Here is a 19,512-nt window from a genome sequence, read left to right as displayed (position 1 = left end):
TACCTTTACGCTTTATTCCCCCTTGGCCTTCCCTTATTTGAGTTGCCCTGCGGTTTACCATGATTATAATACCTTCTTTTTCCACCGCCATTATTTTTTTGGCGAAGCTGCGGTTTATACTCAGGTGTGCTGCCGAACTCCTCCGGCACCGCCGCCTTTTCTACTTCCTTGCCGATCAGTTTTTCAATGATGGCGAATTTATTCTGTTCCGCCTGGCTTACGAGGGTGAAGGCCATACCGTCTGCTTCGGCCCTGGCCGTACGGCCGATGCGGTGTACATAATCTTCTGCATCGCGTGGCACGTCGTAATTAATGACCAGGTCGATGGTATCGATGTCGATACCACGGCTCAAGATATCGGTTGCCACCAGTATGGGTATACGTCCGCTGGTAAATCCATTCAAAACGTCTTCCCGTTGCGCCTGTTCAAGGTCGCTGTGTATTTCGGCGATCTGAAAACGGGCCCGTTGCAATTCACGCACCAATGATTTTACACTTTGCTTGCGGCTGCAAAAGACAAGGGCGCTTTTGAACGGAACATTTTTGAGGATATCCTTTAACAGCGGTAGTTTTTGCGGTTCATACACTATAAAGGCTTTCTGCACGATCTTTTCCGGCGGCTTTGAAATGGCAATATTGATCTCAGCCGGATTGGTGAGGATCTTCCTTGCCAGTTGCCTGATCTTTTCGGGCATGGTAGCCGAAAACAACAAGGTTTGCCGTTTGGCAGGCAGGGCTGCTATGATCTTATTGATATCATCTGAAAAGCCCATATCGAGCATACGGTCGGCTTCATCCAGCACCAGGAACTGTAATTGTTTAAATTGTACATATCCCATGTTCAGGTGGGCGATCATGCGGCCGGGTGTGCAAATAACAATGTCGGTACCGGTTTGCAGCGCCTTTTTCTCGGCCACAAAATTACTTCCATCATTTCCGCCGTACACGGCAATTGAACTGAGATTGGTAAAGTACGCAAGTCCTTCCAGGTGTTGGGCAATTTGTATCGCCAACTCACGGGTAGGCACAATCACCAGCGCACCCACCTGCCCTTCAATGCGGTGGCTGAGCAGGCGATGGATAAGGGGCAGCAGAAAAGCGGCCGTTTTTCCGGTACCGGTTTGTGCAGAGGCTATAATATCTTTTCCAGCCAGGATGGGTGGTATTACCTGCTCCTGTACCGGAGTAGCATTCTCGTAATTGGAGGCTTCTATGCCTTCTAATAGATCAGGGTGAAAACCGAATTCTGTAAAGCGCAAGATGAAATGGTATTTAGGTGTTTGCGGAGCATGGTCCAGCAGATAAAATTATATAATGGCAAATATAATGGAATTTGGACATGTAAATCAATAATGTACACCCAGCCCTCCCGGGCACACCCTTTGCCATATTAACAATAAAACATTTATATGGAAAAAAGAGTCTTAGGGATGGTCCTTGCACTGCTTGGTATTGTGGGACTTATACTGGCGGGCGTTAACTTTATGAACGGTGGCGCCAATACACATAACATTAAGCAAATCATTCTATATGGTGTTTTAGGCGCTATTTTTTTCTTTGCCGGTATTGGTCTTATCCGCAATACCCGCGACAAGGCAACATAACAGATTGTGGAATTGGGTACACAGCTACCACTTCTTTTTCTACTGTTAAACATTCTGTAATAAATAGTCGATCAGTATGCCTGAAGGGCCCAGCATTGTCATTCTCAAAGAAGCCGTACAGTCTTTTGTAGGGAAAAAGATCCTGTCTGCAACCGGCAATAGTAAAATCGATAAAGAAGCCCTCGTAAACCAGAAAGTAACCGACTTCAAAAGCTGGGGCAAACATTTCCTGATCTGTTTGCCTAAGAAAACCCTGCGCGTGCACTTTCTCCTTTTTGGTTCTTACAGCATTAACGAAGAAACGAAAAAAGTACCCCGGCTTCACCTGCACTTTAGTAACGGCGACCTGTACCTGTATGCCTGTGCCATCAGGGAACTGGATGCAGACCCTGAGGAAGTATATGACTGGAGCGGTGACGTGCTCAATGAAAGCTGGGATGAAAAAAAAGCAAAAAAGAAATTAAAAGCCCAACCTGATCAACTGGTCGTAGATGCCTTACTCGATCAAAACATTTTTGCAGGCGTTGGCAACATTATTAAAAATGAAGTATTGTTCCGGATCCGCGTTCATCCTGAGAACGCCGTTGGCGCCCTTCCGCCGCGCAAGCTTACCGAACTGATCAGGGAAGCCTGTAATTACAGTTACGACTTCCTGGAATGGAAAAAAGCATTTGTGCTGAAAAAGCATTGGCTCATCCATACCAAAAAGACCTGTCCGCGATGTAATATTCCCGCCATTAAAAAGACCCTGGGCAAAACCAACCGGCGCACCTTCTATTGTGAGAATTGCCAGGTGCTTTATGGCAAACCAGTCAAACCTGCAAAGAAGAAAACCAGGAAGAAGTGCCAGAAAGTATAACCTCCTGAACGTTCTGCCTGGCTTTCTGCGCTGAACAATAACTAGATTATATTCCGATACTTACATGTTTCTGCGGTACTGTCCACCTACTTCAAACAAGGCATGGGTTATTTGCCCCAGGGAACAATACTTAACGGTTTCCATCAACTCCTCAAAAATATTTCCATTGTTGATGGCCACTTTCTTTAACCGGTTCAACATCTCCGCCGACCTGCTTTCATTCCGTTTCCAGAATGCGTGCAGGTTCTGGATCTGTTGTTCTTTTTCTTCCGTAGTACTGCGAATTACTTCGCCTGGCAAAACGGTGGGACTTCCTTTCTTATTCAGGAAAGCATTCACCCCTATGATGGGTAATTCACCACTGTGCTTGAGGCTTTCGTAATATAAACTTTCTTCCTGGATCTTGTTACGTTGATACATCCGCTCCATGGCGCCGAGCACTCCGCCGCGCTCTGTAATACGGTCGAACTCTGCCAGCACGGCTTCTTCCACCAGGTCGGTCAATTCTTCAATTAAAAATGAGCCCTGGATAAAATTTTCCGTTTTGGCGCTGCCCAGTTCACGGTTGATGATCAGCTGTATGGCCATAGCGCGACGAACACTTTCTTCTGTCGGTGTTGTTATGGCTTCATCGTAGGCATTTGTATGCAAACTGTTACAGTTGTCGTAAATAGCGTATAAGGCCTGCAGGGTGGTTCTGATGTCATTGAAATCAATTTCCTGTGCATGTAAGCTGCGCCCTGAAGTTTGAATATGATATTTCAGTTTCTGGCTGCGGTCATTGCCTTTGTATTTGTACTTCATGGCCTTTGACCAGATGCGCCGCGCCACGCGGCCAATCACGCTGTACTCTGCATCCATGCCATTGCTGAAGAAGAATGAAAGGTTCGGTGCAAACTCATCAATATGCATGCCCCTGCTCAGGTAATATTCCACATACGTAAAGCCATTCGCCAGCGTAAATGCCAGCTGGGTAATGGGGTTGGCGCCAGCTTCGGCAATATGATAGCCGCTGATGCTCACACTGTAAAAGTTGCGAACCTTCTGTTGTATAAAATATTCCTGCACATCGCCCATCAATTTGAGGGCGAATTCGGTGCTGAAGATACAGGTATTCTGCGCCTGGTCTTCTTTCAGGATATCTGCCTGCACCGTACCACGCACCTGGGACAGGGCTTCTGCCTTAATTTTCTCGTAGATCCCTGCCGGTAATACTTCTTCACCCGATACACCTAATAACTTCAAACCCAATCCATCATTGCCATCGGGCAGCCGCTCGGGTGCAGCCGGATTATAATAGGCAGGCCTGGGTAAATGTTTAAATTTGGCTGCTATTTTATCATTCACCATTGACCATACACCATTCGCTTCGATCCATTTTTCGCATTGCTGATCAATAGCTGCATTCATAAAGAACGCCAGTATAATGGGGGCCGGACCATTAATGGTCATGCTCACAGAAGTCTTGGGATCGCAGAGGTCAAAGCCGCTGTATAATTTTTTTGCATCATCCACCGTTGCAACGCTTACACCGCTGTTTCCCACCTTGCCATAAATATCAGGCCGGTGAGCGGGGTCTTCACCATACAGGGTTACACTGTCGAAGGCAGTAGACAATCGCCGCGCAGGCTGATCGAGCGATACATAGTGAAAGCGTTTATTGGTGCGTTCCGGACCGCCTTCACCGGCAAACATCCTTGTTGGGTCTTCGCCTTCGCGCTTTAACGGGAAAACGCCTGCCGTAAAGGGATATTCGCCGGGAAGGTTTTCCTGCAACTGCCATCTTAAAATATCGCCCCAGTCGTTGTATTTAGGCAATACCACCCTGGGTATCCGGGTGCCACTAAGTGATCGCGTGCTCATAGGTTGTTTGAACACCTTATCGCGCACCTGGTATTCAAAGAAGTCGGCTTTGTATTTAGCAGACAATGCAGGCCACTGTTCAATGAGTTTTCTGCATTCGGGATGTAATTTCTCCCGCAGGTTCTTTTCGATGGCGATCAATTCATCAAGGGCCGCTGCTGATAAAGAACATCCCGCCTTCACGGTACCGTGCACCTGGTACAGCTGCGAAGCTAGGGCGCATTGTTCCTGCACCCATGAATCATACACCCGGTTGTTCTCTGCGATCTCTGACAGGTAGCGCACGCGTTTGGGTGGAATGATCTGCGATTTGGTAGTGGTATCATTAAGATGGGCATGCACTTCCACCTTTCCGAATTCAACACCTGTTTTTGTTTTGATGGTGACCATCAGTTTTTCAAACAGCTCATTGATACCGGTGTCATTGAATTGGGCGGCAATGGTACCGATCACGGGCAGTTCATCATCTTTGGCCGTCCATAAGCCATGGCTGCGTTTAAACTGCTTCCTGACATCATGCAAGGCATCCAGCGCACCACTTTTATCGAATTTGTTTATAGCGATCACATCGGCATAGTCGAGCATGTTGATCTTTTCGAGCTGTGAGGCAGCGCCGTATTCTGGCGTCATCACATACAGGCTCACATCGCAATAGTCGAGGATGCTAACATCGCTTTGTCCGACCCCCGCCGATTCCAGGATGATCAGGTCGAATGCAGCTTCTTTACATACATCGATCGCGTCCTGCACATGTTCACTTAATGCCACATCGCTGTCACGGGTAGCCAGTGAGCGCATATATGCCCGGGGCGAGTGAATGCTGTTCATGCGAATGCGGTCGCCCAGCAAAGCGCCACCTGTTTTCTTTTTGGAAGGATCAACAGAGATAACAGCAATGGTCTTTTCGGGAAATGCATTGAGGTAGCGCCGTACGATCTCATCGGTAACAGATGATTTTCCGGCGCCGCCGGTGCCGGTAATGCCTAATACGGGAAGGCCGGCTTTGGAACTGGCAGCCGGTTTTGCGCCCTTGCCATTCACATTATTTTCCGCATTGGAAATAGCGCGGGAGATCTTTCTGATATCTTTCCACTCACCCAGTTTTAATCCATTTTTAAAATGGGTGGGGTCGCCATTGACAGAAAAATCACATTGCTGTATCACCTCCTCAATCATCCCTTCCAAACCCAGTCGCCGGCCATCGTCGGGACTATAAATACGGGTGATACCATAATTATGCAGCTCATTGATCTCCTGGGGCAGAATGGTGCCGCCGCCACCGCCGAATATCTTAATATGCCCACAACCGTTCTCATCCAGCAGGTCTTTCATGTATTTAAAGAATTCAACATGCCCTCCCTGGTAGCTGGTAACGGCAATGCCCTGGGCATCTTCTTCAATGGCACATTCAACGATCTCCGCTACTGACCGGTTATGACCCAAATGAATGATCTCGGCCCCTTTCGATTGTAGAATGCGCCGCATAATATTAATAGCTGCATCATGACCATCAAACAGGGAAGCAGCCGTAACTATCCTTACTTTATTAACTGGCGTATAACTCATATTTACAAGCATTTCAAAATCGGCCCTAAAGTTAGGTCAAAAAAGCTAATGCCCGTTAGCATTATGCTGTACTTCCCATCAACCAGCCTTTTCCTGCATAAAACAGATAACGAAATGCAAAAGTTCCGGGAACGATTCCGGAATTTTTCGTTTGGTTTGCAGTGAAAATGAAATAGTTTCGGCCAACAAAAAATTATACTGGTAAAATGAAGCTTATACGTTTTGGAAAATCAGGACAGGAAAAGCCTGGTATTGAATTACCCGATGGAAAAAGAATTGACACCAGCGCTTTTGGCGAAGACTATACCGAGCAATTTTTTACAAATGATGGTATAACCCGTTTAGCCGCGTGGTTGAAAACAAACCAGTCAACTTGTCCGGCAGTAGATCCTGGTGAACGTTTGGGTGCTCCTTTGGCCCGTCCTTCAAAGATCGTTTGCATTGGCTTAAACTATATTGACCACGCCAAAGAAAGTAACATGGCCGTGCCTACCGAGCCGGTGGTGTTCTTTAAGTCCACTACGGCGATATGCGGCCCCAACGATCAGCTGGTGATCCCTAAGAACAGTACCAAAACCGATTGGGAAGTGGAGCTGGCCGTGGTGATCGGTAAAAAAGCTTCTTATGTAGAAGAAAAAGATGCCAATGATTACATTGCTGGTTATATGCTGCACAACGATTACAGCGAACGTGCTTTTCAGTTGGAGCGTAATGGCCAGTGGGTGAAAGGTAAAAGCTGCGATACGTTTGCACCGCTGGGTCCGTGGCTGGTAACCAAAGATGAGATTGCCGATATCAACAACGTACGGCTGTGGCTGAATGTGAACGGTAAAAAGATGCAGGACGGCAATTCAGGCAACCTTATATATAAAATTCCTTTCCTCATATCGTACCTCAGCCAGTTCATGACCCTGCTCCCGGGCGATATTATCAGCACCGGTACACCTGCCGGCGTTGGATTGGGCCAAAAACCTGAACCTGTGTATTTAAAGCCAGGGGATATTGTTGAGTTGGGTATCGATGGTTTAGGCTCCAGCAAACAGGTAGCTGTAGCATATAAATAGTTTATTGTTTATAGTTTATGGTTTGTGGTTCTTTAAATTCTTAGTCCCTTACAAATTGCAGCAGACTGAATTCTTTCGAATCGTTTTACCAATTAATGAGGTCGAAAAACATACAGCCAGCCCGAAATGGAACAACCATAAACCATAAACCAAAAACCAGAAACATGAAAAGGTATTGTCTTGCCCTGGATCTCAAAGATGATCCAGCATTAATTGCAGAATACGAGCGCCATCATAATGAAGTCTGGCCCGAGATCGTAGAAAGCATTCGATCGTCTGGCATTCATGTGCTGGATATCTATCGCACGGGCAACCGGCTGTTCATGATCATTGAGGCCAATGACCAGTTCTCTTTTGCAGAAAAAGCAAAGGCCGATGCCGCCAATCCTAAAGTACAGGAATGGGAAACGCTGATGTGGAAATTCCAGCAGGCACTTCCCTGGGCCAAACCAGGTGAAAAATGGGTATTGATGGAAAAGATCTTTAGCCTCCCCCAAACCCCCTCCTCCGGAGGGGGAGCCTAGCCACACCCTAATTAATGGGGAGCTTCAAAAATTGATAACACTATATGCCTTGCGTATATGAAAATGATAAAAAATTATTTTGATGATGCCGACTCTTCCCCATCCGGGGGAGGCCGGGAGGGGGGCGCTGTGATCGACTCACACGTTCACTTCTGGAAATACGACAGGAAAACCTACGACTGGATAGATAAATCCATGAAGACCTTACAGCAGGATTATCTGCCCGAACACCTGTCGATGGTTGTTAAAAGAAATAATATTGACGGCGTAGTAGCAGTACAGGCTACGCAAACAGAAATGGAAACCCATTTCCTGGTTGAACTGGCCAAAACGCATCCGATTATCAAAGGCGTCGTTGGCTGGATCGACCTGCAGGCCGATAACATCCGGGAACGCCTGCAATATTTTTCACAGTATCCCATCATCAAAGGCTATCGCCATGTGGTACAGGGCGAGCCCCTCGATTTTCTGGCCAGGCCAAATTTCCGCCGGGGCGTTGCCGCTTTACAGGCATACAACTACCGGTACGATATTCTCATCTTCCATCACCAGCTGCAACCGGCCATTGATTTTGTGCGGGCATTCCCCGATCAACCATTTGTGATCGATCATTGCGCCAAACCCGACATCCGTCACAAGAACATCGATGAATGGAAAAGGCAGATGAATGAAATAGCCCGGTTCCCGAATGTGTGCTGCAAACTGTCGGGCCTGTTCACAGAAGCGAACTGGAAAGAATGGAGTGCGGCTGATTTTTATCCGTACCTCGATGTAGTGTTTGAAGCATTTGGCCCGAACCGGTTATTATTCGGCAGCGACTGGCCGGTAATGTTGCTCAGCGGCATTTATATACAATGGAAAAGTTTGCTGGAGAAATACATGGAGAACTTTTCACCGGAAGACAGGGAAAAAGTATTTGGCATCAATGCCGTTCAATTCTATAATTTATAACTAACATGGATTTACATCTTACCAACAAAGTATTTATTGTAACCGGAGGTGCCAAAGGGATTGGTGCTGCCATCAGCAGTGCCATCGCTGCTGAAGGTGGTATTGTAGTAATTGCAGGAAGAAAGGCCGAGGACAACCAGGCCAGGGTAGATGAAATTATAAAAGCAAAAGGAAAAGCTGCTCATATTGCAGTAGAGCTGGCAGAAGCCGCTGCCTGTAAAGAAGTAATCGATTTTACGATGAAAGAATTCGGTCGCATCGACGGCCTCATCAATAATGCAGGCGTGAATGACGGCGTTGGTTTGGAAAGCGGTTCACCAGAAAAATTCTTTCAGTCGCTGCAAAAGAACCTGAGCCATTTTTATAACCTGGCGCATTATGCATTGCCCCACCTGAAAGTAACAAAGGGCAATATTATCAATATTGGCTCCAAGGTAGCCGATACCGGCCAGGGCAACACATCGGGTTATGCCGCTTCAAAAGGCGCTATCAATGCATTGACCCGCGAATGGGCGGTTGAATTATTGCCTTACTCCATCCGGGTAAATACCGTGATCCCTGCCGAAGTATGGACGCCGCTGTACGAGAACTGGATCAATACGCTGCCTAACCCCAAAGAAAAGCTGGCGCAGATCGTTTCCAAAATACCGTTCGAAAAACGATTCACTACTTCTGAAGAGATCGCCGACATGACGGTATTCCTGCTCAGCGACCGCTCGAGCCATACTACCGGACAGATCATTTACGTTGATGGTGGCTACACGCACCTTGACCGGTCACTGACCTGATAGATCATCAGCCCCTGAACCTTCAGTTGGGGGCTCACCATATATTCTAAACCAAACAATCATAAATTTCCGATTGCATGGCCCTACCATCATCATCCAGTAGTTCCTCCCTGAAAACAGAACAGGTTAAGGGATATTTGTTCCCTTTTATTCTTGTCACCAGCCTGTTTTTCTTTTGGGGCTTCGTGCACAACCTCGACCCGGTACTGATACCGCATTTGAGAAAAGCATTTACCTTAAACTTTTTGCAATCATCCCTGGTTGACTTTTCCGTATTCATTGCTTATTTCGTTATGGCCCTGCCTGCAGGGTTCATTATGCGCAAGTATGGATATAAATCAGGAATAATATTGGGCCTGCTGTTGTTTGGACTTGGCTCCCTGTTATTTATACCGGCAGCCAATACACGGGCATATATCCTGTTCCTGGGCGCTTTGTTTATTATAGCCAGTGGATTGACTTTCCTGGAAACCGCTGCCAACCCATACGCAGCCTTGCTGGGACCCAAAGAATCATCTACCCAACGGTTAAACCTGGCGCAGTCATTCAACGGATTGGCAGTGGTGCTGGCGCCAATAATCGGCGGCAAATTCATTTTATCGGGTACCAACTTAACCGATGCACAAAAAGCGGCTATGACGCCAGAGGCGCTCGATGCCTATCTGGCCGGCGAAGCAGCTACCGTAAAAGGCCCTTATTTGATCTTAGGTCTCATCATACTGGCAGTGGCATTGATCTTTGCATTTACAAAGCTGCCCGAAATAAAAGAGGAAGCAGAAGGCGGTAAACAATCCAGTTTTGCCAATGCTTTCCGTCATAAACACCTTATATGGGCGGTGGTAGCGCAGTTCTTTTACGTAGGCGCACAGGTTTGTGTTACCAGTTTCTTTATCAATATAGCAGTAAAGGCTGCCCATATCGATGAAAAAATGGCTGCCAACTACCTGGGCCTCGGTTATGGCATCGCCTTCATGGTGGGCCGGTTTGCAGGCACTTTCTTTATGAAATACATCAGCCCAAATAAACTGCTGGCCATTTATTCCCTTATCAACATTGTATTATCTGCTATCGCTATTGTAAGCACTGGCATGATAACCGTATATGCATTGATCGGCGTCGGGTTCTTTATGTCGATCATGTTCCCAACGATCTTCTCACTGGGTATCCAGGGCCTGGGCGTCGACACCAAAATCGGTTCAAGCCTTATCATCATGTCTATCGTAGGCGGTGCATTAATACCACTTGCCATGGGCGGTATTGCCGATATGACCCATAACATTCAAAACGGGTATATCATTCCATTGATCTGTTTCATCGTTATATTCTACTTTGGCTGGAAGGGGTATAAAATAAAGCAGGCATAAAAAGGTACAAATAACATTAAAAACTATAAATCATAACGGCCACTCCCATAAGGTTTGGCCGTTAATATGTAACTTGCAACTTATGTTTCGACTCGATAACAAAACAGCCATCATCACCGGTGGCGGAAGCGGTATAGGAAAAGCCATTGCCACCGTATTTGCCAAACAAGGCGCTGCTGTAAATATCCTGGATATGGACGAACAGGGCGCTACCAACGTAGTAAAAGAAATTACAGCAGCAGGCGGTAAAGCGCAATTCTTCAAATGCGATGTATCAAAGCAGGCCGACGTGAAACAGATCGTTGACGGCATTGCAGCCAAAGGTTCCATTGACATCCTTATCAATAACGCCGGTATAGCACATATCGGCACGGCAGAAACAACAGCCGAAACCGACTTCGACCGGCTGGTGAATGTGAATGTAAAAGGTGTTTATAACTGTTTGCATGCAGTACTGCCGCACATGAAACAAAATGGCGGCTCTGTTATCAATATGGCTTCCATCGCCTCACTGGTGGGTATACCCGACAGGTTCGCATACTCTATGACAAAAGGCGCCGTAGTGGGCATGACATTGTCCGTTGCCAAGGATTACCTGAAATACAATATCCGCTGCAACTGTATTTCTCCGGCCCGGGTGCATACCCCGTTTGTGGACGGTTTCCTGGCAAAGAACTATCCGGGCAAAGAAGCCGAGATGTTCGATAAACTGTCCAAAACGCAGCCGATCGGCCGCATGGGCAAACCCGAAGAGATCGGCTACCTGGCTTTGTACCTCTGCTCGAACGAAGCCTCCTTTATTACCGGCTGCGATTATCCAATTGATGGCGGCTTTACCAGGCTGAACAACTAAGCAATAGTTTATCAATATTTTGTTATGCGTTCCGATCGGAGCGCATTTTTTTTATGATCAGGCCAGCCAGATTGTTTACCTCTTCTTTACCTCCTGGTTACCCCATTGCTTCACAAGGGGCTGATTTTCAACAGCAGTAAAATAATTTCTTTACCCCCTGGTTACCTCTTCTTTACCTCCTGCTCAGGTATTCTTTAGCTTTTCTTTACCTCCGCTTAACCCCCGGTTCTCCTTTTCATTACCCGCGGTTACCTGTTCTTTTGCTCTTCCTTTGGTTGTCTTTATGTTAGAATGATATTTCCTTTACCGATTCATTTCCTTTTTGTTACCTAAGGGGTAAAGAAAAGGTAAACCTAACCAAACCACAACCAAACGACAACCAAACCACAACCTGGCGGAAGTATAGTACGTAAAACCAAACTTCCAAAGGCCCTTTTATTTAATACCGGCTTTTTGATTACAAAGCCACTGTAAGCGTGCACTTCTTTTTACAGGCGCCAACGGCATTTATAACCAAAACCAGCTAATTTATTTTGATCAACAGCATTTTCATAGTCCGAATTGTCTTATTTTGTGGTAACTCAAAGCTATTGCACCACGGATGAAACGAGCTGCTGCCATATTGCTGCTTCTCATCTTTCTGTTTAACTGGTTTGGATATCGGTTGCTCTCCGATTATCTGCAACACCGGGCCGATACCCATCTGGAAGCCCAACTCGATCGGCAGCAATACAATGAAGCCAGTCTCCTGGAAATTCGCATTCCGCTCAACATGCCTTACCAGAACATTACTTCTGATTTCGAACGGTACGATGGCGAAATTGAATTCAACGGTATTCACTACAAATATGTAAAACGCAAAGTCGAAAAAGGTGAACTGGTACTGCTCTGTTTACCTAATGAGAACAGAATGCGGCTGCAGAGCGCCCGTGATGAATTCTTTAAGCTGGTGAACGACCTGCAACAACATGATCCTAATCAATCAACACCGTCAGTTGCTATCAAAAACCCGGTAACCGAATACTGGGAACAACAAAATAACTGGCAACTGGAAGCACTGGGACTGCAACAACACCCGTTTACCGGCTATGCCATGATTATGCCTTCATCTCCCCTCATAACTACGCCCGCACAGCCACCCGAGTGTTAATAAGTAGCTATTGGTTATTATGGAAGCGTTATAGCTAACCATCCATCAATTTGATTTCTTATTAATCGAAGCAATCTCATGCGTGTTTTATTGTTTGCCATTATAGTGGCAGGAGTTACCTCCTGTGCACAACGTGCTGCCGATTACGAGCAGGTACTTCATGATCCTGTTCTGTATAGCAAGATTACCGGTAAGCTCACCGACGTTATTACCTACGATATTTTTACGCCGCCTGTAGCCAGTCGCATTTATGCCTATGCCCACCTGGCCGCATTTGAAGTAATTGCCCATGGCGATAGCAGTTATACTTCACTGAACGGGCAGTTAAAAGGGTTTGACTATCCGCCGCCACCAACGGCCGGTAAAAAGATCGACTTCCCGTACGCCGCCCTCATGGCATTTATGGAAGTGGGTAGAACCCTCACCTTTTCAAAAGACCAGACCGATAAAATCGTGGACTCGCTTCAACTGATGGCAAAGCAGCATGGCATGCCTGCGGATAGAATGCAACACTCCGAAGATTATGGCGTGGCTGTTGCCAAAGCCGTACTGGCCTGGAGTAAAAAAGACAATTATGCTCAAACCCGTTCTGCCGCCAAATACACAGTGCCTAATGAAGATGGCAAATGGATCCCCACACCCCCGGGTTATTTCCAGGCGGTAGAACCACAGTGGCGCACCATCCGCACCATTGCACTCGACAGCTGCAACCAATATCCTCCGCCCCCACCCTGTGCTTTCGGCAAAGACGCCAGTTGCGAATTTTATAAAATGGCCAAACAGGTGCAGGACACGGTCATGAACTTAACCGAAGAACAAAAAGCGATCGCCAGTTTCTGGGATTGCAATGGTTTTAAGCTGAATGTGGTGGGCCATACCATGTATGCGACCAAAGCCATGACCCCCGGCGGTCACTGGATGGGCATTACAGGCATCATCAGCCAGAATAAGAAGGCCGATTTCAATAAAACAGTATACACGTATGCAACCGTATCCTTTGCCGTTATGGATGCTTTTATTGCGTGCTGGGATGCCAAGTATACATTTAACCTGGTTCGCCCTGAAACAGTGATCAACAATTACATCGATCCCAACTGGAAACCCTATTTACAAACGCCCCCTTTTCCTGAATATACCAGCGGCCACTCGATCATTTCTACCGCCGCAGCCACTGTTCTCGAGCACATTTATGGCAAACAAACCCCTTTCAGGGATAGTACTGAACGCGCCTGGGGTTTTACCGACCGGAATTTTGACTCGCCCAGGCATGCCGCCGATGAAGCGGGCATGAGCCGCTTTTATGGAGGCATTCACTATCGCCCTTCCATATTTGTAGCCCGTGACCAGGGGGAGAAAGTGGGCAATTGCATTCTGTCGAAGCTGCACATGCGCAAAGAACAACTGGCCAGTAAATAAGTATTGTTAACAACAGGTGTCACACATTCTCACACGCTGAAAGCAGGGTGACACAAGTAAGACCAAAACAACTCATTATGAAAAAGATCCTTTTCGCTTCTGCGCTATATCTGCTGTTCGCCAACCAGGCACAATCACAAGGTTGTGTGGCCATCAGAAGCACCGGTGGCTTCTGCACCCGCGACCAGGCTGCCAGCCACGACGCCTCCAAATGGATGTTGTCTGTAAGCAACCGCTACTTTAAATCGTTCCGTCATTTTGTAGGCACCGAAGAACAAAAGCACCGCACCGAACAAGGCACTGAAGTGATCAATTATTCCTACACATTAAACCTTACGCTTACCCGCAACCTGAACAAATACTGGTCGCTTGCGCTGGATGTACCCATTATTTCCAATGTCCGTTCATCCATGTATGAGCACGGCGGCAATAACGGCGGAGAAGGCGCCCGGCACTACACCCGTTCATTCGGCATCGGCGACATCCGCATTTCAGCCTATCGCTGGCTCCTCGATCCAACGCTTATGCCTAAAGGAAATATTCAGGTTGGCCTGGGACTAAAGCTGCCCACCGGTGATTACCGGTACCAGGATTTCTTCGTTAAAAATGATACTACAAGAGTGTTGGGACCCGTTGACCAGTCGATACAGCTGGGTGATGGCGGTACCGGCTTCACTACCGAAATAAATGCTTTCTACAATTTCACCCGGCAATTCGGCGTGTATGGTAACTTTTTTTATCTCTTCAACCCGCGTGAACAAAACGGGGTATCCACTGCCCGTGGGGGAACGCCTTCTGCCGATGCCATTAAATACGGCACCAGCGTCATGAGCGTGCCTGATCAGTTTATGATCCGCGCAGGCGCCAGTTTTACGGTTGACCAACTTACCATTTCTGCCGGGGTTCGCGAAGAATGCCAGCCATCAGAAGACCTGATCGGTGGCAGTAAAGGCTTCCGCCGGCCCGGTTATATCATTTCTATAGAACCAGGCCTTAATTACCAGTTTAAAAAAGCCACTCTCTATGCCTATGCTCCATTTGCGGTTAAACGCAACCGTACGCAAAGTGTTGCCGATAAATTAAGAACCAGGGCAACGGGGGTGTATGCCCAGGGCGATGCGGCTTTTGCCGATTACCTGGTGAATATTGGCTGCTCATTCAGATTTTAAATATTCATAAAGTGCGCAACACCTTCCGCGCTTCGTTTCTGATGTGTTGCACACTTAACTAATCAACTGTTTATGTCAAAATCCCGGAAGGCCTGTTTACAATACTGCCTGTCGCTGTTTGCGCTGCTGGCAGCGCTATTGCCTGCTTCGGCCCAAACAGAGATCGACGGCATTATGATGACGAAAAATAATTTCTGCGTAGGACCCATGTATGGCTATAGCAGCTGGAAAAACTATTGGGAAGGAACGCGTAAACGCGAAAACCTGAACCTTGGCAGGATCTCCACGCAAATGTTCAGTATAATGGGTAACTACGGCGTTAGTAATAAACTGAATATCCTCTTTGCTGTTCCATACGTGAAAACAAAAGCCTCGGCAGGTACATTGCATGGTGTTGAAGGCATTCAGGATGGTTCACTTTGGGTAAAATGGATGCCCATCGAAAGAAATATCGGCAAAGGCAATCTCACTGCATACGGTATTGCCGGTGTATCGGCGCCGCTCAGCAATTACGTGGCAGACTATCTGCCCCTGTCATTAGGACTTCGCAGTAAATCCCTGTCATTGCGGATCATGGGCGATTACCAGTGGGGAAAGGTCTTTGTCACGGCATCCGGCACCTACATTTTCAGAGACAATATCAAAATTGACCGGGATGCCTACTACACTACCGAAATGCATTATACCAATAAAGTGTCCATGCCCGACGCCTTATCGTTCAACCTGCGTACGGGATATCGATATAATAACCTGATCGCCGAGGCCGTGCTCGACAACTGGACCACCCTGGGCGGTTTCGACATCACCCGCAACAACATGCCCTTTCCCAGTAACAGGATGAACGCCACCAGGCTTGGTGTGAACATGAAATATGAACTACAGGCGCCACGCGGCCTCTCTGTCATCGCCGCCGGAAATTATGTGATAGCCGGCCGCAATGTAGGACAAGCCACTACCATAAACGGCGGACTGTTTTACATCATCAATTTTAATCGTAAGCAACAGGCAGCTGCATCGCCTGAAAAATCACAACCATGAAGAGGATATTATACATATTGATTCCGCTGCTGATTACTATTGCTGTTGTCATTCCTTTTGCCTGTTCAAAGAACGAAGCAGGCCGCACGGATGATCTGCCTGCGCTGCAACCAGACAAAAGCGATCTGGATGCCGGCAGCTGGAGACCTGTCTTGCTCACATCTGCCAATGAAATTCCCGTAGCAACACCCGTAGCCACTACTACACCGGAATACATTGCCCAGTTAAATGAGATCAAAAGCTGGCAGGCATCCCTGACCGATAATGAAAAGCATCTTGTAAAATACTGGAGCGCCGGCGCCATACTGCGCTGGAATGAAATATTACGCGAGCTGGTGGCCAAACACAATCTGCCGCCTTACCAGAACGACGACGGCAGTTATCCTGTCCCTAATGCCAATAACCCGCTCGCTTACCCGCAATTTCCGTTTGCCAATCCGCCCTATGCAGCACGTGCGTATGCCTATGTGAGCGCAGCGCAATACGATGCGCTGGTAGCTGCGCACTACTATAAAAAATTGTTCAACCGGCCGGCGCCTTATAAAGTAGATGCCGCCATCAATACATTAGTACCGCAAACAGACCTTCCATCCTATCCTTCAGAAGATGCAGTTGTCGTAGGCGCTGCTGTGGAAATGCTGAAGCTGTTATTCCCCGGCGACCAGGACTTCATTCAGCAAAAAGCCGAAGAACATAAACGGGCGCGGATCATTGGCGGTGCCAATGTGCGCAGCGATATAGAGGCCGGTGAAGCACTGGGTAAAGCCGTAGCGCAAAAGTTTGTTGCGCGTGCCCGCACCGACCGCGCAGGTGCGGCCGGCGGCACGCAGGTTGACTGGACGAAACTGGAAACCGATTGCATAGCCCGGGGCGAAATACCCTGGTACAGCCTGGAACTGCCCAGGCGCCCGCCCATGCTGCCCATGTACGGAAAAGTAAAGGCCTTTCTGTTTGATTCCTTAACGGCCATATCATTGCGCCCGGGTCCGCCACCGTTAACCGGCAGCGCTAAAATGAAAGAGGAAACCGATGAAATACTACAGCTGGTCAATGATGATTCCCGGGAAAATTACCGAATTGTGCACTTCTGGGCCGATGGCGTAGGTACTTCTACCCCTGCAGGCCACTGGAACGCCATCGCTGCAGAAGATTTTATTAAACAGCATTACAGCGAAGTGCGCTGGGCCCGCAATATGGCCTTGTTGAATATGGCGTTAATGGATGCAGCTATCATTTGCTGGGACGCCAAATTCCATTACTTCAACCCACGCCCATCGCAAATGAATCCTAAAATTAAAACACTGACCGGTGTGCCTAATTTCCCAGCCTACATTTCAGGTCACTCTACATTCAGCGGGGCCGCTGCCACGGTGCTGTCGCATCTTGTTCCGGAGCGGTCAGCAGCCTACGATGCCATGGCAAGGGAAGCTTCCCTGTCGAGGATGCTTGCTGGCATACATTACCGTTCAGATTGTGAAATGGGACTGGAGTGTGGCAGAAATGTTGGCAATTATGCCGTTCAACGGGCTAAGACCGATGGCGCCGGTAACTAATACACGAACGAAACAATAATACGACCAATCTTTTTTCGAGAACATAAATAGAAGTAGAACACCGTCCCGATTCTTCCGGACGGTTTTTTATTTATTACATTTGATTCTGGAATAACCCCTGGTAATTAAATGTAGTAAGGATGAAAAAAATGTTCCTGTGTTTGCTGGTTAGCTTTCAGCTCGTATATACGATTGCCCAACCGCCAGCAACACCTGATAAAATTTATGGCGATTTATTCCGAGATGTGCAGTTAAGTAAAGTGTTCCCTGATGGAAAGACCTTTGTTGACTGTGTACCCAAAAGGAATCCAAAGAACATTGTGGCCGATTATCATCAACAGAAGGGCACGGCCAAATTCGATCTGAAACAATTCGTACAGGAGAATTTCGAAATGCCGCCCCCGCCGCCCCAGTTCAATTATATTCAACAGGAAAAAGATGTTACCAAACACATCAAAAACCTGTGGAGCGTATTACGGCGTGAGCCCGATACCGTTGTAATAGGAAGCTCATTACTGGCATTGCCCAACCCTTATATTGTTCCCGGCGGCCGCTTCCGTGAAATATACTACTGGGATTCTTATTTCACCATGCTGGGCCTGATGGCCAGCGGCGAGGGAGAAATGATCGAGAACATGGTAAAGAACTTTGCCTGGATGATCGATATCTACGGGCACATTCCCAACGGTAACAGATCGTACTATGTCAGCCGGTCGCAACCGCCTTTCTTTGCTTTAATGGTTGAATTGCTGGCCGAAATAAAAAGCGATTCGGTGTATCTAACGTATATGCCCGCCCTCGAAAAGGAATATGAGTTCTGGATGAATGGCGCCGCTACCTTAAAAACGGGCCAGGCCACCAAACGGGTTGTTAAGGTCAATGACAGCACGGTGCTGAACCGCTACTGGGACGATTACCCGTTTCCCCGCCAGGAAAGTTATAAGGAAGACGTAGAAACGGCCCAACGGTCGGGCAGGAATAAACAGGTTATGTACATCAACCTGCGCGCAGCTGCAGAGAGTGGTATCGACTTCAGCAGCCGCTGGTTCAGGGATAAGAAAAAACTGGCCACTATCCAGGTTACCGATATGGTACCTGTTGACCTGAACAGCTTATTATATGCGCTGGAAAATATACTGGCAAAAGCCAAATTCATGGCGCATGATGCCAAGGCTGCTGCCGACTATACCCGCAAAGCTGAAAGAAGAAGAGCGGCTATTGATAAATACTGCTGGAACAAAAAGCTGAAATATTATACCGATTATAATTTCAGGAACCGCAATACGTCTGAAGTGGTTACACCGGCAGGCATGTATCCCTTTTGTTTATTTACCACCAACCTCGATTATATGAGCTTGCTGGCACGGCAGGCGGCCGAACAGGTAAGAACGAAGCTGCTGCAGCCAGGTGGCGTTACCGCATCGCCGTTCAACACCGGTGAGCAATGGGATGCGCCCAATGGTTGGGCGCCGCTGGAATGGATGACCATTTGGGGACTCGATCGCTGCGGCCAACGCGAGCTGGCCCGCGATATTGCTGAACGCTGGATAAAACTGAATGTGGATGTGTATAAAAGGACCGGCAAGCTCATGGAAAAATACAATGTAGTTGACCTGAACCTCGAAGCCGGTGGCGGCGAGTATCCCGGCCAGGATGGTTTCGGCTGGACGAACGGGGTGCTGCTGGCGCTCATTAATAAATACGGAGCACCAAAATAATCGGATGCCATTCCCTGTATTTCATTATCACA

16 protein-coding genes are annotated in these 19,512 nt (G+C 47.6%); 14 read left to right on the top strand and 2 right to left on the bottom strand.

The genetic code is table 11. The features are described 5' to 3' along the window. Positions 1-5: 5 nt before the first annotated feature. Complete coding sequence (locus JUB15_RS06825) at positions 6-1,259, bottom strand: DEAD/DEAH box helicase (RefSeq protein WP_207511614.1); 1,254 nt, start codon at positions 1,257-1,259, stop codon at positions 6-8. Positions 1,260-1,409: 150 nt separating this feature from the next. Here JUB15_RS06825 and JUB15_RS06820 point away from each other — a divergent pair, with 150 nt between their 5' ends. Together JUB15_RS06820 and JUB15_RS06815 are read left to right on the top strand one after the other, a co-directional pair. Further along, the gene (locus JUB15_RS06820; protein ID WP_205508520.1) at positions 1,410-1,604 is read left to right on the top strand and encodes a hypothetical protein; all 195 of its coding nucleotides are present in this window, start codon (positions 1,410-1,412) and stop codon (positions 1,602-1,604) included. A 76-nt stretch (positions 1,605-1,680) separates the two neighbouring features. Continuing rightward, positions 1,681-2,463, top strand: a complete 783-nt coding sequence (locus tag JUB15_RS06815) for a DNA-formamidopyrimidine glycosylase family protein (protein ID WP_207511612.1) — start codon at positions 1,681-1,683, stop codon at positions 2,461-2,463. A 60-nt stretch (positions 2,464-2,523) separates the two neighbouring features. Here JUB15_RS06815 and JUB15_RS06810 read toward each other — a convergent pair whose 3' ends face one another. Then, on the bottom strand, positions 2,524-5,892 hold the full coding sequence (locus tag JUB15_RS06810) for a methylmalonyl-CoA mutase family protein (RefSeq protein ID WP_242696223.1): 3,369 nt from the start codon (positions 5,890-5,892) through the stop codon (positions 2,524-2,526). A gap of 206 nt (positions 5,893-6,098) precedes the next feature. Between JUB15_RS06810 and JUB15_RS06805 the strand changes: the two genes are divergently transcribed. The 12 genes from JUB15_RS06805 (at position 6,099) to treF (ending at position 19,480) form a co-directional block, all read left to right on the top strand. Then, on the top strand, positions 6,099-6,956 hold the full coding sequence (locus tag JUB15_RS06805) for a fumarylacetoacetate hydrolase family protein (RefSeq protein WP_207511609.1): 858 nt from the start codon (positions 6,099-6,101) through the stop codon (positions 6,954-6,956). A 164-nt stretch (positions 6,957-7,120) separates the two neighbouring features. Next, positions 7,121-7,480 (top strand): L-rhamnose mutarotase, encoded by a 360-nt coding sequence (locus tag JUB15_RS06800; RefSeq protein WP_207511607.1) that lies wholly within the window; start codon positions 7,121-7,123, stop codon positions 7,478-7,480. Positions 7,481-7,537: 57 nt separating this feature from the next. Continuing rightward, entirely contained in the window at positions 7,538-8,431 is an 894-nt protein-coding gene (locus JUB15_RS06795) for an amidohydrolase family protein (protein ID WP_207511605.1), read from the top strand. Positions 8,432-8,436: 5 nt separating this feature from the next. Further along, on the top strand, positions 8,437-9,219 hold the full coding sequence (locus JUB15_RS06790) for an L-fucose dehydrogenase (RefSeq protein ID WP_207511603.1): 783 nt from the start codon (positions 8,437-8,439) through the stop codon (positions 9,217-9,219). A gap of 77 nt (positions 9,220-9,296) precedes the next feature. Beyond that, the gene (fucP, locus tag JUB15_RS06785) at positions 9,297-10,583 is read left to right on the top strand and encodes an L-fucose:H+ symporter permease (protein ID WP_207511601.1); all 1,287 of its coding nucleotides are present in this window, start codon (positions 9,297-9,299) and stop codon (positions 10,581-10,583) included. Positions 10,584-10,665: 82 nt separating this feature from the next. Beyond that, positions 10,666-11,436 (top strand): SDR family NAD(P)-dependent oxidoreductase, encoded by a 771-nt coding sequence (locus JUB15_RS06780; protein WP_207511599.1) that lies wholly within the window; start codon positions 10,666-10,668, stop codon positions 11,434-11,436. Positions 11,437-12,037: 601 nt separating this feature from the next. Then, positions 12,038-12,586, top strand: a complete 549-nt coding sequence (locus JUB15_RS06775; RefSeq protein WP_207511597.1) for a hypothetical protein — start codon at positions 12,038-12,040, stop codon at positions 12,584-12,586. A gap of 78 nt (positions 12,587-12,664) precedes the next feature. Next, entirely contained in the window at positions 12,665-14,002 is a 1,338-nt protein-coding gene (locus JUB15_RS06770; protein ID WP_207511595.1) for a vanadium-dependent haloperoxidase, read from the top strand. Positions 14,003-14,079: 77 nt separating this feature from the next. Beyond that, on the top strand, positions 14,080-15,171 hold the full coding sequence (locus JUB15_RS06765; RefSeq protein ID WP_207511593.1) for a hypothetical protein: 1,092 nt from the start codon (positions 14,080-14,082) through the stop codon (positions 15,169-15,171). A 72-nt stretch (positions 15,172-15,243) separates the two neighbouring features. Then, positions 15,244-16,209 (top strand): hypothetical protein, encoded by a 966-nt coding sequence (locus JUB15_RS06760; RefSeq protein ID WP_207511591.1) that lies wholly within the window; start codon positions 15,244-15,246, stop codon positions 16,207-16,209. Beyond that, positions 16,206-17,762, top strand: a complete 1,557-nt coding sequence (locus JUB15_RS06755) for a vanadium-dependent haloperoxidase (RefSeq protein WP_207511589.1) — start codon at positions 16,206-16,208, stop codon at positions 17,760-17,762. The genes JUB15_RS06760 and JUB15_RS06755 overlap by 4 nt, the downstream gene beginning before the upstream one ends. Before the next feature lie 140 nt (positions 17,763-17,902). After that, a complete protein-coding gene (gene treF / locus JUB15_RS06750) occupies positions 17,903-19,480 on the top strand; it encodes an alpha,alpha-trehalase TreF (protein ID WP_207511588.1) in 1,578 nt (525 codons plus the stop codon). Positions 19,481-19,512: the final 32 nt, after the last annotated feature.

Source organism: Longitalea luteola (assembly GCF_017356035.1).
In the GTDB taxonomy this organism is placed as follows: domain Bacteria; phylum Bacteroidota; class Bacteroidia; order Chitinophagales; family Chitinophagaceae; genus Niastella; species Niastella luteola.
The sequence above is the reverse complement of the archived record's forward strand: the minus strand, read 5'-3'. Positions and strand labels throughout refer to the sequence as shown.

Excerpts from the sequence above, each read along its gene's own strand:
- JUB15_RS06820 (WP_205508520.1), top strand. The coding sequence starts at position 1,410 with ATGGAAAAAAGAGTCTTAGGGATGGTCCTTGCACTGCTTGGTATTGTG.
- JUB15_RS06815 (WP_207511612.1), top strand. The coding sequence starts at position 1,681 with ATGCCTGAAGGGCCCAGCATTGTCATTCTCAAAGAAGCCGTACAGTCT.
- JUB15_RS06810 (WP_242696223.1), bottom strand. The coding sequence starts at position 5,892 with ATGAGTTATACGCCAGTTAATAAAGTAAGGATAGTTACGGCTGCTTCC.
- JUB15_RS06805 (WP_207511609.1), top strand. The coding sequence starts at position 6,099 with ATGAAGCTTATACGTTTTGGAAAATCAGGACAGGAAAAGCCTGGTATT.
- JUB15_RS06800 (WP_207511607.1), top strand. The coding sequence starts at position 7,121 with ATGAAAAGGTATTGTCTTGCCCTGGATCTCAAAGATGATCCAGCATTA.
- JUB15_RS06795 (WP_207511605.1), top strand. The coding sequence starts at position 7,538 with ATGAAAATGATAAAAAATTATTTTGATGATGCCGACTCTTCCCCATCC.
- JUB15_RS06790 (WP_207511603.1), top strand. The coding sequence starts at position 8,437 with ATGGATTTACATCTTACCAACAAAGTATTTATTGTAACCGGAGGTGCC.
- fucP (WP_207511601.1), top strand. The coding sequence starts at position 9,297 with ATGGCCCTACCATCATCATCCAGTAGTTCCTCCCTGAAAACAGAACAG.
- JUB15_RS06780 (WP_207511599.1), top strand. The coding sequence starts at position 10,666 with ATGTTTCGACTCGATAACAAAACAGCCATCATCACCGGTGGCGGAAGC.
- JUB15_RS06775 (WP_207511597.1), top strand. The coding sequence starts at position 12,038 with ATGAAACGAGCTGCTGCCATATTGCTGCTTCTCATCTTTCTGTTTAAC.
- JUB15_RS06770 (WP_207511595.1), top strand. The coding sequence starts at position 12,665 with ATGCGTGTTTTATTGTTTGCCATTATAGTGGCAGGAGTTACCTCCTGT.
- JUB15_RS06765 (WP_207511593.1), top strand. The coding sequence starts at position 14,080 with ATGAAAAAGATCCTTTTCGCTTCTGCGCTATATCTGCTGTTCGCCAAC.
- JUB15_RS06760 (WP_207511591.1), top strand. The coding sequence starts at position 15,244 with ATGTCAAAATCCCGGAAGGCCTGTTTACAATACTGCCTGTCGCTGTTT.
- JUB15_RS06755 (WP_207511589.1), top strand. The coding sequence starts at position 16,206 with ATGAAGAGGATATTATACATATTGATTCCGCTGCTGATTACTATTGCT.
- treF (WP_207511588.1), top strand. The coding sequence starts at position 17,903 with ATGAAAAAAATGTTCCTGTGTTTGCTGGTTAGCTTTCAGCTCGTATAT.